Here is a 13,478-nt window from a genome sequence, read left to right on the forward strand (position 1 = left end):
GACTCTCCCCGTTACCGGGAACAGTCTATTGTTGCGGATGATGACGATCTCCATCGGTAACCCGGCGATCGTAGCTTATCGGAAGGATAAGCGGTAGACCCGTAGCTTTGCGTCCATTGCTTTCGCAATGTTTGCCTTTAGTTATTTAGTTGCATGCCGAACGTTCCGCAATATTTCTTAAGCTCCATTTTACTGTTGAAGGATGTCGAACGCAATCGATTTTTGCTATATTTTGCAATAATAAAGAAGACCCGAGTCCCCCTTGGGGGCATCGGGTCTTCGCTTCGTTACTTCTGCGTCACTTCGCTGTGCACGGACAGCTCGCCGTCTTTCTCGTCGATGAGCACCGTGTCGCCCTTCTTGATCGTGCCGCGGAGCAGCTCCTCGGACAACCGATCCTCGATGTGCTTCTGGATCGCCCGGCGCAGCGGACGCGCGCCGTACGTCGGATCGAAGCCTTCCTTCGCGAGGAACGCCTTCGCCGAATCCGTCAGCGAGAAGTCGATGTCTTGCGACTTCAGGCGCTTGCGCAGCTCCTCGGACATGAGCGAGACGATCTCCGAGATATGCGATTGCTCGAGCGGATGGAACACGATCGACTCGTCGATCCGGTTCAGGAACTCCGGACGGAAGCTCTTCTTCAGCTCCGCGAGCACCTTCTCGCGCATCGCCTCGTACGCGTTCTTCGTCTGCTGCGCCGCGTCGCCCGTCGTGAAGCCGAGCGTCGCGTTCTTCTTGATCGTGTCCGCGCCGACGTTCGACGTCATGATGATGAGCGTGTTGCGGAAGTCGACCGATCGCCCCTTGGAGTCCGTCAAGCGGCCGTCCTCGAGCACTTGCAAGAGGATGTTGAACACTTCCGGGTGCGCCTTCTCGATTTCGTCGAGCAGCACGACGCTGTACGGCTTGCGGCGCACCTTCTCGGTCAGCTGGCCGCCTTCCTCGTAGCCGACGTATCCCGGAGGTGCCCCGACGAGGCGGGACGTGGAGTGCTTCTCCATGTACTCCGACATATCGATGCGGATGACCGCATTTTCGTCGCCGAACATCGCTTCGGCAAGCGCCCGCGCCAGCTCCGTCTTACCGACGCCCGTCGGTCCAAGGAAGATGAAGGAGCCCATCGGACGCTTCGGATCCTTCAATCCGGCGCGGGAGCGGCGTACCGCTCGAGAAATCGCCTTGACCGCTTCGTCTTGGCCGATGACGCGGTTATGCAAGATTTCTTCCATCTTAAGCAAGCGCTCGGTTTCTTCCTCCGCCAGCTTCACGACCGGGATCCCGGTCCAGCTTGCGACGACCTGGGCGATATCGTCCGGCGTCACCTCGGAGTCCGTGCGGCCTTGCTTTTCCTTCCACTCGTTCTTCGTTTCCTCGAGCTCGTCGCGCAGCTTCTGCTCCGTGTCGCGGAGCGAAGCGGCCTTCTCGAACTCTTGGCTTTGAACGGCGGCGTCCTTCTCCTTGCGGATATCTTCCAGACGGGACTCGAGCTGCTTCAGGTTCGGCGGTACCGTGTACGTGCGCAGGCGCACCTTCGAGCCCGCTTCGTCGATCAAGTCGATCGCCTTGTCCGGCAAGAACCGGTCGCTGATGTAGCGGTCGGACAGGCGCACCGCTTGCTCGAGCGCATCGTCCGTAATTTTCACCCGGTGATGCGCTTCGTAGCGATCGCGCAGGCCGCGAAGAATGAGGATCGCTTCGTCGACCGTCGGCTCGTCGACCGTGATCGGCTGGAAGCGGCGCTCGAGCGCGGCGTCCTTCTCGATATATTTCCGATACTCATCCAGCGTCGTCGCCCCGATGCACTGGAGCTCGCCGCGCGCGAGCGCCGGCTTCAGAATGTTCGACGCGTCGATCGCGCCTTCCGCGCCGCCCGCGCCGATCAAAGTGTGCAGCTCGTCGATGAACAGGATGATGTTGCCCGCTTGGCGGATCTCATCCATGATCTTCTTGAGGCGATCTTCGAATTCGCCGCGGTATTTCGTGCCCGCCACGACGGAGCCCATGTCGAGCGTCATGACGCGCTTGTCGCGCAGCGTCTCCGGAATTTCGTTCGCCACGATGCGTTGGGCGAGACCTTCCGCGACGGCCGTCTTACCGACGCCCGGCTCCCCGATGAGCACCGGGTTGTTTTTCGTCCGGCGGCTCAGCACCTGAATGACGCGTTCGATCTCCTTCGAACGGCCGATGACCGGATCGAGGTTGCCGTCCTTCGCCACCGCCGTGAGATCCCGCGCCAGCGAGTCCAGCGTCGGCGTATTGACGTTCGCCGGCGTATTGCCGTGTCCGCTCGAGGACGCTTCGCTGCTGCCGAGCAGCTGGAGCACTTGCTGGCGCGCCTTGTTCAGGCTTACCCCGAGGTTGTTCAGCACGCGCGCCGCGACGCCTTCGCCTTCGCGAATCAGGCCGAGCAAGATATGCTCCGTGCCGACGTACGTATGGCCGAGCTTGCGCGCTTCGTCCATCGACAGCTCGATGACCTTCTTCGCGCGAGGCGTATATGCGATATTCGTCGGCTGCTCTTGACCGCGGCCGATGAGCGATTCCACTTCGTCTTGAATTTTCTCGAGACCGAGACCGAGACCGATCAGCGCCTTCGCGGCGATGCCGTCGCCTTCGCGAATGAGGCCGAGCAAAATATGCTCCGTGCCGATATTGTTATGGCCTAACCGTACCGCTTCTTCCTGCGCGAGGGCGAGCACCTTCTGGGCGCGCTCCGTGAAACGTCCAAACATCATAAGTAGACACCTCCGAATATATAGAAATGAAATTTACTACCGTCCGCTCGGATTCAGCCGCTCCCGGAACAGCTTCGCGCGATGCGCGTCGCGTTCGTCGGGGCTTAAGGGGCGGCCGTAGTGGTGTTGAAGATAGCCCGGCTGCGTCATCACGAGCAGCTCGTTCATGACCTTCGGCGAGAGCCCCTCGATCAGGCCGAGGTCGATTCCCAGCCGGACGTCGGACAGCCGCTGGGCCGCCTCCTTCGAATCCATGATCTCAGCATAACATAAAATGCCAAACGAGCGTCGAATCCGATCCGTCAATTTCGCGCGGGATTCGTTCAGCAGCTTCTGCCGCGCCGCCTTCTCGTGCTCGATGATTTGCCGGGCGACCCCATGCAGGTTGTCGATGATCTCCTCTTCGGTCTGGCCGAGGGTGATTTGGTTCGAAATTTGGAAGATGTTCCCCATCACCTCGCTGCCTTCTCCGTACAGCCCACGGACGGCGAGGCCGACCTGTTGGATCGCTTGGAGAATCCGATTCATCTGCTGCGTCATGACGAGGGCGGGCAGATGCATCATAACCGAAGCCCGGATGCCGGTGCCGACGTTCGTCGGGCAGCTCGTCAAGTACCCATGCTTCTCGTCGTAAGCGTAATCGACGACCGACTCGAAGATGTCGTCGATGCGTCCCGCGACGTCCCAAGCCTCCTTCAGCTGAAATCCGGGGTACAACACCTGTATGCGCAGATGGTCCTCTTCATTCACCATAATGCTGACCGCTTCGTTGCCGCTGAGAATGACGGCCCCGTTCCGCGCCTCGTTCGCGAGGTTCGGCGAGATGAGATGCTTCTCGACGAGCACTCGCTTCTCCAGCTCGCTCATGCCGGTCAGCGGCACGAGATCGAAGTCGCCGATTACCTTCAGCTCCTCATCCTTCAGCACCGACGCGACGCGATTCAGCACCTCTTCCGACTGCTGATTCGTCGCGAGCATCGGGAACGGTTCGTTGCTCACGTTGCGGGCGATGCGGATCCGGCTCGAGATGACGATGTCCGAATCCGGCCCGTCCGCCTGCATCCAGCTGCTGACCGCATGCTCCGTGTATCTGCTCATGCTCCTGATCTCCGCCTCCTTCCCGCTATAACGCCGACTGCCGCTCAAGCTCGCGGATTTGGTCGCGCAGCTTCGCCGCCGCCTCGAATTCCTCCTGCTCGACCTTAAGGGCCAAGTCGCGCTTCAGCTGCTCGATCTGCCGGCGCAGCTGCACCTTCTTGCCGACCCGCTTCGGCACCTTGCCGACGTGCGTCGTGTTGCCGTGCACGCGCTTGAGCAGCGGCGTCAGCCGATCTTGGAAGTGCCGATAGCATTCCCCGCAGCCGAAGCGGCCGATCTTGCTGAACTGCGCGTACGTCATGCCGCAGAAATCGCAGCGCGGCTGCGCCGCCTTCTGCTGCGCGGTAGCCGGCTTGCCGGTCGGGTCGAGCTCGAGCAAGCCCGAGAGGAGGTTGTGGATCGAGAACCCGCCCGCGGTGCCGGGGATGAGCTCTCCCTTCTCCCGCGCGCAAGGCTCGCAGAAATGAAACTCCGTCTTGTCGCCGTTCACGATCTTCGTAAAATGCAACGTCGCGGGACGCTTCCCGCATTCCTGACAGAGCATACCGTTCGTCCCCTTTCCTTCGGATCAACGTATCGGGCGCATTACTTGGTGAGAAGCGCCACCAGCATCGCCTTCAGCATGCGAGCCCGAACCTCGTCCCGCAGCGGGAGCTTGAGGCCGATCGTCTCGCGATGCATCGCCGCCTTCATGAGGTTCGCCTCGCGGCAGGAGACGAGCTTCGCTTCCTCGAGCCGATAGATCAGCCCTTCCGCGGCGGATTGGTCGATCTCGGAGCCGATCGTCTGCGACACCTCGACGTGAATCATCTCGTGCATGCCGAGATCGACCTTCTGAATCCGGATGTATCCGCCGCCCCCGCGCTTGCTCTCGACCAGATACCCCTTATCGAGCGTGAAGCGGGTGCTGATGACATAATTGATCTGCGACGGAACGCACTGGAATTGCTCGGCCAGCTCGTTGCGCTGCAGCTCGATGATGCCGTCGGCGCTTTGCTGCAGAAGCTGCTTCAAATATTGTTCGATCATGTCGGACGTATTCCGCATGACGTGACCTCCAATGGGTCGAGTCGGCGAAAGTCGGCGCCGAGCTCATTCGTTGACTTTGACTTTCTTTGACTTTAACAACATTATATCCAAAAAAAATTCCTTTGCCAAGTATGGGACGCGAAGCGAATCGCAGTTCTTTTTCCTACCCTCAGTATAGACAAAAAAGCCCCCGGCTACTTACTCCGGAGGCAAAGTTTCGTTCATCTTCATAGAATTTCGCACGCGCAGCGCGCCGCCGCCGCGCCGCCGCCGTCCGAACGCCCCGAGCAGGCGGTCCCCCTGGGACAGGACGAACGTCAATGCGAGACCGGCGGCGACCGCCGTCGTAAGGTTGGAGAAGACGGTCAGCAGGAATGTGACGACGAGCACGAGCGAATCCGGCGACCTCTCGCGGAGGATCATCGCGAAATGCCTGCGCTCGCTCATGTTCCAGGCGACCGTCATCAGGACCGGAGCCATGCCGGCGAGCGGGATGTGGGACGCGTACGGCGCGAACAGAAGCAGAACGAGCAGCACGACGAGGCCGTGAAATACGCCGGATACCGGCGACGCGGCGCCGTTCTTGATGTTCGTCGCGGTTCGCGCGATCGCGCCCGTCGCGGGGATGCCGCCGAACAGCGGCGCCGCCATGTTGGCGATGCCCTGACCGATCAGCTCCTTGTTGCTGTCATGCTTATCGCCCGACATCCCGTCCGCGACGACCGCGGACAGCAGCGACTCGACGGCGCCGAGCAGCGCGATCAGCAAGGCGGGCAGAAGAAGCGTCTCGATGCGGTGCCACGACAGCTCCGGGAATCGGAGCGCGGGGAGCGCGTTCGGAATGGCCCCGTACGCCGAGCCAATGGTAGCCACTTGGTCCCGGAAGAGGAGGAAGGCGGCCGCCGACGAAAGGAGCAGGCCGACGAGCGAGCCCGGCACGCGAGGCAGCAGCTTCGGCGTCAGCAGGATGGCGGCCAGACTTAGACCGCCGACGGTAAGACTGTACGGGTTCGTCGTCCCGAGCCGTTCCGCGATTTCCCCCATGTTGGCGAGGAACGCCTCGTGCCGTTCCACGCCGGTCAGGCCGAGGAAGCCGGGCAACTGTCCGGCGAAGATGATGACCGCGATGCCCGCCGTAAACCCGACCGTGACGGGCTTCGGCATGAACTTGATCCATCCGCCGATTCGGACCAGTCCCATGAGCACGAGCATCATCCCCGCCAGGAAGCCGGCGATCAGCAAATTCTCGTACCCGTACTGCAGGACGACGGCGAACAGCACCGGGATGAACGCGCCCGTCGGACCGCCGATTTGGAACTTGGAGCCTCCCAGAAGCGAAATCAAGATGCCCGCGACGATCGTCGTGTACAGCCCGTACTCCGGCTTCACGCCCGAATGAATCGCGAACGCCATGCCGAGCGGGATGGCGACGATGCCGACGATCGACCCGGAGACGAGGTCTCTGCGCAGCGCCGACGCGTCGTAGCCCTCGAATCTCCCTCTCCACCTCAACCCCATGCGGATCAAACCTTCTTTATTTTGAATATTTGATTATTTGAATATATAGCGAATCATACACCCATTCCGCCCCGTCGGCAAGGGGGGATGCGCGTACTTTTTTCTGCGGTTTACGACTCTTTCCGCATGTCCTCGAGCAGCGAGATGGCATCGACCAGATGATTGTCGAAGATTCGCTTCGCGACCTCGAGCAAATCCTTGATCAGCGGATCCCGCAGCGAGTAGACGACCGTCGTGCCTTCCTTCACGCCGAAGACGACGTTCTTGTTCCGGAGCACCGCGAGCTGCTGCGACACCGCCGAGCCCTCGGAGCCGAGAATCGTCTGCAGCTCGTTCACGTTCTTGCTGCCCTCGCTCAGCACTTCGAGAATGCGGATCCGCATCGGGTGAGCCAAGGCTTTGAAAAATTCCGCTTTGAATTGTTGAATCGTCCGGCTCATCGCGCAGCCCTCCGCTTTTTCCATAATCATTAGTGTTGTAAAGATCATAGCACAGATGCAGGGGCGGTAAAATCGAGAAAAGTGCGCACACTATTTTTCGGGGGTGATTTGTCATGACGGGACGAAATTCGCATCCGAAACGAGACGGCCGGCAAGCGCAGCCTTCCCGCCTCGACCAGCACGGCGAGACGATGGCGGAGGATAACGATTTCCAGGACTTCACGAAAGAGCAGCAAGCCGCGATTACGAGCGACGCTTGCGAACGGAAGGATTAACGACGCCGTCGTCGGCGTTCCTTCGCGATATCGCGCGAAGCAGAGCCATACCCGGTTGCGAAGACACTCGCCGCGACCGGGTATTTTCGCTTGCCCAGAAATTTCCACATGTTGAATTCTACAAATCTTCGACATCAGGTCCTGGATTCCGATAGGAAAGATTTCTCGTCTAGAAATTGTAGAGTTCGCGGAGTTCTAATATGATTCATGGAGGGAGGTTGGAATATTGGTTTCTACTAAAAAAACGATCGTCATCCTTGCCTTGTTTCTGATCGCCATTACGGCGTTACGATTAACGGTGCTGCATTCTCAGAAGCCGATCGAGCATCCCCGGGTTACGGGCGGCGTCTTGGACCTGCGGGGATGGACGTTGCCGCATAAGCAGACGATCCCGCTTACCGGGGAGTGGGAGTTTTACCCCTCGAGACTCGTCGAGCCCGGTTCGACGGACCGTTTCGAAGCGCGGTCTATCCAAGTCCCCGGGAAATGGGAGCCTGCGTTTCGGGATCAGGCGCCGTCTTCCTTCCGCTTCGGCACGTATCGTCTTCGGATCCTTCTCGATGACGATGAAGATGTACGGCCCTCGCTTAAGTTACGATTCAATCGCGTTAACAATGCATCCGCCGTCTATGTGAACGGCCGATTGGCCGCGCAAGAAGGCTCGCCGTCCGAAGAGCGGGAGGAACATCGGGCCGGTAACCTCCCCTTCTCCATCGCGCTCGACGGCGACGAACCGACGATCGAGCTTCTCGTTCACGCTTCGTCCCATGCGGGTCCCGGCGGCATTACGCAAGCGGTCCGCTTCGGAACCGTGGACGCAATCAATTCCCGAACGCTGCTATCGACCAGTTTGCAAATCGGGTTATGCGTCGTCTTTTTGATCCACGGCATCTACGCGGCCATGCTGTTCTTTTTCGGGGTCGCCAATAGAGGATTGCTTTATTTTGCGCTGGTCATGCTCTTGGCGATTCTCATCGTACTGGTTGCGGACGATCGGCTGCTCTTCGTTTGGTTTCCGCTTCCTTACGAATTCACGACCAAAATATGGGTCTTGTCCTATACAGGCGTCGTCGCTTTCCTGCCCCCTTTGCTGAACCGTATGTTTCCCGGATGCGGTAAGCCCGGATTGTTGCGGAGCTTCGCCGCGTACTGCGTCGTCTACGCCTTGTTCGTATTGCTGACGCCGGCCAGCTACGTCATGTCCGCCTTGTTCGTGTTGACATCCATTCTTATCATTTCTACGATCCTCTCGGGACTCGTCTTGAAGAATGCGATTCGGAAGAGCAAGGATGTGATGTATGTGCTAATCGGCATCGCCGCGATCGGCGCGAATATCGTGTGGACCATTATCGAAAGCAGAACGACGTTGGAGATGATGCACTACCCGTTCGATCTCGCCATCGCCGTCCTGGCTTTCGCGGCCTTTTGGTTCAGGCGGTTTTTCCAGGCCAAACGCGAAGCGGTCCTTCTTGCGGACAAGCTTCAACAGGCCAATCGGGAAAAGGATCGCTTCCTCGTGAATACGTCGCACGAGCTTCGAAATCCGCTGCACGGCATTATGAACATTACGCAAAGCGTGTTGGACGACCCGGTTCGTCCGGTCCCGGAAGAGCACAAGCGAAGATTGGAAATCCAGGTAGCGGTAGCCAGACGAATGTCCTTGATGCTGGACGATTTAATCGACGTCACGCGTCTGAGAGAAAGCACCGTCCGACTGCAGGTCGGCAGCGTGCGCATTCGGCCTGTCGTCGACGGCATCCTCGAGATGCTCCGATTCATGTTGGACGGCAAACCCATCGCTTTGCTCATCGACGTTCCCGAAGACTTCCCGGCCGTCCAAGCCGACGAAAATAGACTCGTACAAATTTTGTTTAATCTTCTGCACAATGCCATCAAATTCACGGATGAAGGCAGCATCTCCGTCTATGTCGAGCGGACGGACGCGACGGCGCATATTCATATTCTGGATACGGGGATCGGAATGGACGAGAACACGCGGCAGCGGATCTTCCTGCCGTACGAGCAAGGGGATTCGGAACGGGCGTATGCCGTCGGCGGCTTCGGACTCGGGTTAAGCATCGCCAAGCAGTTGGTCGAGCTCCATGGCGGAGACTTGAGCGTCGCTTCCGTTCCCGGAGAAGGCTCCCGATTCACGGTCGCGCTGCCTCTGGCCGAAGAGATGGATCGCGCCGAAAGCCCGGAAGCGTCTCGGAACCTCATTGCTGGCGAGAGCGCCGACTTCGCCGCGGATCGACCGGAGGTCGTCCACCTCCCGGCTTCTTCCGCCGATTCGGAACATCCGAAAGTATTAGTTGTGGACGACGACAGCATCAATTTAGCGATTCTGGCGGATATCCTGCGCACCGCTCCGTATCGCGTCGCGACCGCCATGAACGCGGCGGATGCGTTCGCCAAACTCGAGACGGCGACATACGATTTGATCATCACCGACGTCATGATGCCGCAGATGTCCGGGTACGAATTCACGAGGCGGATTCGCGAGCGCTTCTCCATGACCGAACTGCCGATCCTGCTGCTAACGGCAAGGAGCCGTTCGGAGGACGTCCTCGCCGGGTTTCAAGCCGGAGCGAACGACTACGTGACGAAGCCGGTCGACTTCTGGGAGCTCCGTTCCCGCGTCCGCGCGTTGATCGAGTTGAAATTATCGATCGAGGGACGGCTCCGAATGGAGGCCGCCTGGCTCCAAGCGCAGATTCGGCCGCATTTTCTATATAACACTATTAATTCGATCGCCGCGCTGGGAACGATGGATATCAAGAAAATGCAAAGACTGCTCGAAGAGTTCAGCAACTACCTTCGGACCAGCTTCGATTTCCATAATACCGACCGATTGGTATCCATCGACCGGGAGCTCGAACTCGTGAAATCTTATTTATTTATCGAACGGGAGCGGTTCGGAGACCGACTGGACGCGCAGTGGGAATTGGAAGCGGATCTAACGTTCCTATTGCCGCCGCTGGCCATCCAGACGCTTGTGGAGAATGCCGTAAATCATGGAATTCTAAAGCGCGCCAGCGGGGGAACGATTCGCATTCGGACGGCGCGTTCGGGGGATCGGATCGTCGTGTCCGTCAGCGACAACGGCGTAGGCATGAGCGAGGAGGACATCGCCCGAGCGCTTGAAGCGCCGGCCGATGTCAGCGAGGGAATCGGTTTGCGAAATACGGACCGTCGATTGAAGCAGCTGTACGGGAGCGGCATTCGCATCGAGAGCGTTCCGGGACAAGGCACGACCGTGAGCTTTCGGCTTCCGAGATAAGGAATGATCCCTGCGATCATTCCTTATTCTCCATTTTCCATTGCAGGTACCACTCGGTAATATACGGACTCGGGCGTTCGCCGACTTCCTCCAGCAGCACGGTCGTAAGCTCGCGATACTGCCGGTGCACCGATAAGTGATTATTCGTTGCGGCATATAGCTTCATCAAGGCGAAGCGGGCTTCTTCCGCCAAGGGCTGCCGGTTGCAGATCTCGAAGTATTTCTCGATCGCCTTCATATAGTTACGGCAAGAGGCATACCATTCGGCCGACTCCGTCATGGCGCGGACCCACAGCAATTTTAACCGAAACCGCTCGCTCTCCGCCCATACGTATTCGTAATCCTGCAAGTAATCGCCGGTGTATGCCGCCATGACCTGCTCGATTTCCTCGATCGTCCGGTCGTCGACCGGCAAGAGCGTCTGCAGGCGCTGCTCCCATTCCTCCACGTCCAGTCGGACATGGTCCACATCCAGAATGTACCCTTCCGTCGCGTTCGATAAGTGAAACCGGGTATTCATCGGTTCCAGCGTTTTTCGAATATGATAGACCGCGGTGTACAACTGCGAGAACGCCTTATTCGGTTCGTATTCCGGCCACAGCAGCTCGACGAGCGCGGATTTGCGAACCAGTTGACCCCGGTGCTGCAATAAATACAAGAATAACTCCTGGGCTTTGGCGGTTCGCCAACGAATGGGCGCGAGCGGCTTGCCGTCCGCCTCGATCAAGACTTGTTGGAACAGCTTCATCCGAAGGGGCGCAGTCGCCGAGGCTCCCGAGTCCGCATCCCCTCCAAGACGCTCCTGAATCCGCTGCAGCGTGACGGCCAAGCGTTCTTTCCCTACCGGCTTCATTAAATAATCCAAAGCGTTCAGCTCGAAAGCTTTGATCGCGTATTCATCGTAGGCCGTGCAAAACACGACGTTCAGCTTCGGCTTCCGCTCCAACAGCCGTTCGGCCAATTCGACTCCGTTCACTTCCGGAAGATGGATATCCAGGAACGCCACGTCTACGTCGTGATCGAGAATATAGGCCGTTCCCTTCTCGGGATCGACGAACTTCGCTGCGACGTCGATGTCGGCGATGTCTTGAAGTTGATGTTCCAGATAGCTTAACGCTAATAGTTCATCGTCGATCAGGACGACTTTCATCGTTATCCCCTTCCACCCATAATTGATAGGAACTTTACATTCTCCCCTATCGTACTACTTAAGAGGTTTAATGAACAAGGAGGAACATCGATCATGAAAATGAAACGCCTCGCGGCCTCCGCCGCCGCTCTCGCGCTGCTCGCGAACGCCGTCCCGGCGGCCGCGGCGGACGACCGCTCCCCCGTCGCCTTGTGGGTGAACGGAAGCGCATTGACGTTCGCGGACGCGTCGCCTTACGAAGAAGCGGGCGCCGTCCTCGTTCCGGTTCGCGCCGCCGCCGAACGGCTCGGCTTCCGCGTCTCGTTCGACCCCGGTACATACGCGGTCTCCTTGTCCTCGTCGAACGTCGACGTCTCCTTCCGCGTCGGAGCCGCCTCCGCGACCGTCAACGGACGCGAGACCGCCTTCGCGCCCGCCTCCGCCGTCGTCTCGAACCGCGTCTTCGTGCCGCTGTCCTTCTTCGAGACCGTACTCGGATTCGAGACGGCCTATCGGGCCGACGTGAAAGCCGCCGAGGTTCAAGGCGGCGCGCTCGACCCGAAAGCCTTGGTGGCCGACATCCTTCGGCTCCTCATCGATGGCAAATACCAACAGCTGTCCGACGAATGGTTCGCGGACGAGATGAAGGCGGCCGTCCCGGTCGAAGCGCTCGCTTCCGGCTGGGAAAGCGCGGCGCCGATCGCCGGAGCGTTCCTCGGCGTCGCGGCCGTGCAATCGGCGCCGCTCGACGCGGAAACGCTCGGCGTCGAAGCGGTCGCCGCCTTCGAACGCATGAACTTCAAAGTGTCCCTAGCGATCAATGGGGAACGTCAGCGATTGGTCGGCCTGCTGCTGCAGCCGGCCGCGGCGGAAGCCGAGGCGCCCGACGCCGTCGTCGAGGAAGAGGTCGTCGTCGGAGCCGGCACCGCTTACGAATTAGGCGGCACGTTGACGCTGCCCGCGGCGGCGGAAGGGCCGGTCCCGGCCGTCGTGCTCGTCCAAGGCTCCGGTCCGAGCGACCGGAACGAGACGGCAGGCGCGTATACGCCGTTCCGCGACCTCGCTTGGGGATTGGCGCAGCAAGGCATCGCCGTGCTGCGGTACGACAAGCGGACGTACGCTTACGGCGACGCGTTCACGCCGGAGGAAGCGGCCGCGATCACGGTCGCGGAGGAGTCGGTCGACGACGCCGTCGCCGCGGCGGAGCTGCTCAAGCGGGACGAGCGCATCGACGCGTCTCAGGTGTATGTAATCGGCCACAGCCAAGGCGGCATGCTGGCGCCTCGCATCGACGCCGAGGGCGGCGACTTCGCGGGCTTGGTGCTGCTCGCCGGCTCCCCTCGCACGCTGTGGGAGCTGATCTACGATCAGAATATGGCGTTCATCGAAGCGATGGACGACGCCGATCCCGCGAAGCGGGCGAACCTGGATTACGTCGAAGCGGAGTATAAGAAGGCGCAAGGCGTGGCGGCGATGAGCGTCGAAGAAGCGAAGAACAGTACGGTTTTCGGTTTCCCGGCCTATTACTTCAAAGAGATGGACGCCTTCGACCTCCCCGCCTATGTCGACGGGCTGAAGAAGCCGGTGCTCGTCCTCCAGGGCGAGGACGACTTCCAAGTGTATGCGGAGAAGGACTTCGCCAAGTACAAGGAGATCTTCGGAGAGCGGGACGACGTGACTTATAAGCTGTATCCCGGGCTGAATCACTTCTTCGTCGATTACGACGGTCCCGGCGCGGGAACGCTCGGCGAGTACAACGTGCCCGGCGCCGTTTCGCAGCACGTCATCGACGACATCGCGGCATGGATTTCGAAGATGAAATAATAAAAAGCCGCGGGCGTGCAAGGGGTGAACTGTGACCCCATTGGCGGACAGTTTAAAGAAAGCCCTCGGCGGCTAAGCCGCCAAAAGATGACTCCTGTATTCATTGGGGGTCATCTTTTTTAATGACCATTGGTAGCGCCCCGTATTGTA

Annotated in this window: 9 protein-coding genes, 1 pseudogene and 1 riboswitch; of the genes and pseudogenes, 3 read left to right on the forward strand and 7 right to left on the reverse strand. The window is 59.5% G+C overall.

From position 1 onward, the window contains the following. Nucleotides 1–52 precede the first annotated feature (52 nt). Nucleotides 53–146: riboswitch (cyclic di-GMP riboswitch) on the reverse strand. 141 nt (nt 147–287) lie between these two features. From clpC to FE782_RS30355, 6 genes and pseudogenes are all read right to left on the reverse strand, one after another. Next, complete coding sequence (clpC, locus tag FE782_RS30330) at nt 288–2,735, reverse strand: ATP-dependent protease ATP-binding subunit ClpC (RefSeq protein WP_138198099.1); 2,448 nt, start codon at nt 2,733–2,735, stop codon at nt 288–290. A gap of 36 nt (nt 2,736–2,771) precedes the next feature. After that, a complete protein-coding gene (gene mcsB / locus FE782_RS30335) occupies nt 2,772–3,833 on the reverse strand; it encodes a protein-arginine kinase McsB (RefSeq protein WP_138198100.1) in 1,062 nt (353 codons plus the stop codon). Between the two features lie 25 nt (nt 3,834–3,858). Further along, entirely contained in the window at nt 3,859–4,377 is a 519-nt protein-coding gene (gene mcsA / locus FE782_RS30340; protein WP_138198101.1) for a protein-arginine kinase activator protein McsA, read from the reverse strand. A 41-nt stretch (nt 4,378–4,418) separates the two neighbouring features. After that, complete coding sequence (locus FE782_RS30345; protein ID WP_138198102.1) at nt 4,419–4,880, reverse strand: CtsR family transcriptional regulator; 462 nt, start codon at nt 4,878–4,880, stop codon at nt 4,419–4,421. A gap of 288 nt (nt 4,881–5,168) precedes the next feature. Continuing rightward, a pseudogene (locus FE782_RS30350) lies at nt 5,169–6,374 on the reverse strand (SulP family inorganic anion transporter); the annotation flags it as partial. A 116-nt stretch (nt 6,375–6,490) separates the two neighbouring features. Continuing rightward, entirely contained in the window at nt 6,491–6,820 is a 330-nt protein-coding gene (locus FE782_RS30355) for an ArsR/SmtB family transcription factor (RefSeq protein ID WP_138198103.1), read from the reverse strand. Nucleotides 6,821–6,933: 113 nt separating this feature from the next. Between FE782_RS30355 and FE782_RS32695 the strand changes: the two genes are divergently transcribed. Continuing rightward, a complete protein-coding gene (locus FE782_RS32695; RefSeq protein ID WP_202914642.1) occupies nt 6,934–7,095 on the forward strand; it encodes a hypothetical protein in 162 nt (53 codons plus the stop codon). Between the two features lie 226 nt (nt 7,096–7,321). Continuing rightward, nucleotides 7,322–10,375, forward strand: coding sequence for a hybrid sensor histidine kinase/response regulator (locus tag FE782_RS30360; protein WP_138198104.1), 3,054 nt, complete (start codon nt 7,322–7,324; stop codon nt 10,373–10,375). A 16-nt stretch (nt 10,376–10,391) separates the two neighbouring features. Here FE782_RS30360 and FE782_RS30365 read toward each other — a convergent pair whose 3' ends face one another. Further along, nucleotides 10,392–11,525 carry a response regulator gene (locus FE782_RS30365; protein ID WP_138198105.1) on the reverse strand — a complete coding sequence of 378 codons (1,134 nt, stop codon included), beginning with the start codon at nt 11,523–11,525 and terminating at the stop codon, nt 10,392–10,394. Between the two features lie 93 nt (nt 11,526–11,618). Here FE782_RS30365 and FE782_RS30370 point away from each other — a divergent pair, with 93 nt between their 5' ends. After that, nucleotides 11,619–13,328 (forward strand): alpha/beta fold hydrolase, encoded by a 1,710-nt coding sequence (locus FE782_RS30370; protein ID WP_138198106.1) that lies wholly within the window; start codon nt 11,619–11,621, stop codon nt 13,326–13,328. Nucleotides 13,329–13,478 lie beyond the last annotated feature (150 nt).

This window comes from Paenibacillus antri (assembly GCF_005765165.1).
Lineage (GTDB): Bacteria > Bacillota > Bacilli > Paenibacillales > YIM-B00363 > Paenibacillus_AE > Paenibacillus_AE antri.

What these genes read in the sequence shown, in the direction of transcription:
- clpC (WP_138198099.1), bottom strand. Translation starts at nt 2,735, where the DNA reads ATGATGTTTGGACGTTTCACGGAGCGCGCCCAGAAGGTGCTCGCCCTC.
- FE782_RS30365 (WP_138198105.1), bottom strand. Translation starts at nt 11,525, where the DNA reads ATGAAAGTCGTCCTGATCGACGATGAACTATTAGCGTTAAGCTATCTG.
- FE782_RS30355 (WP_138198103.1), bottom strand. Translation starts at nt 6,820, where the DNA reads ATGAGCCGGACGATTCAACAATTCAAAGCGGAATTTTTCAAAGCCTTG.
- FE782_RS32695 (WP_202914642.1), top strand. Translation starts at nt 6,934, where the DNA reads ATGACGGGACGAAATTCGCATCCGAAACGAGACGGCCGGCAAGCGCAG.
- mcsB (WP_138198100.1), bottom strand. Translation starts at nt 3,833, where the DNA reads ATGAGCAGATACACGGAGCATGCGGTCAGCAGCTGGATGCAGGCGGAC.
- FE782_RS30345 (WP_138198102.1), bottom strand. Translation starts at nt 4,880, where the DNA reads ATGCGGAATACGTCCGACATGATCGAACAATATTTGAAGCAGCTTCTG.
- FE782_RS30370 (WP_138198106.1), top strand. Translation starts at nt 11,619, where the DNA reads ATGAAAATGAAACGCCTCGCGGCCTCCGCCGCCGCTCTCGCGCTGCTC.
- mcsA (WP_138198101.1), bottom strand. Translation starts at nt 4,377, where the DNA reads ATGCTCTGTCAGGAATGCGGGAAGCGTCCCGCGACGTTGCATTTTACG.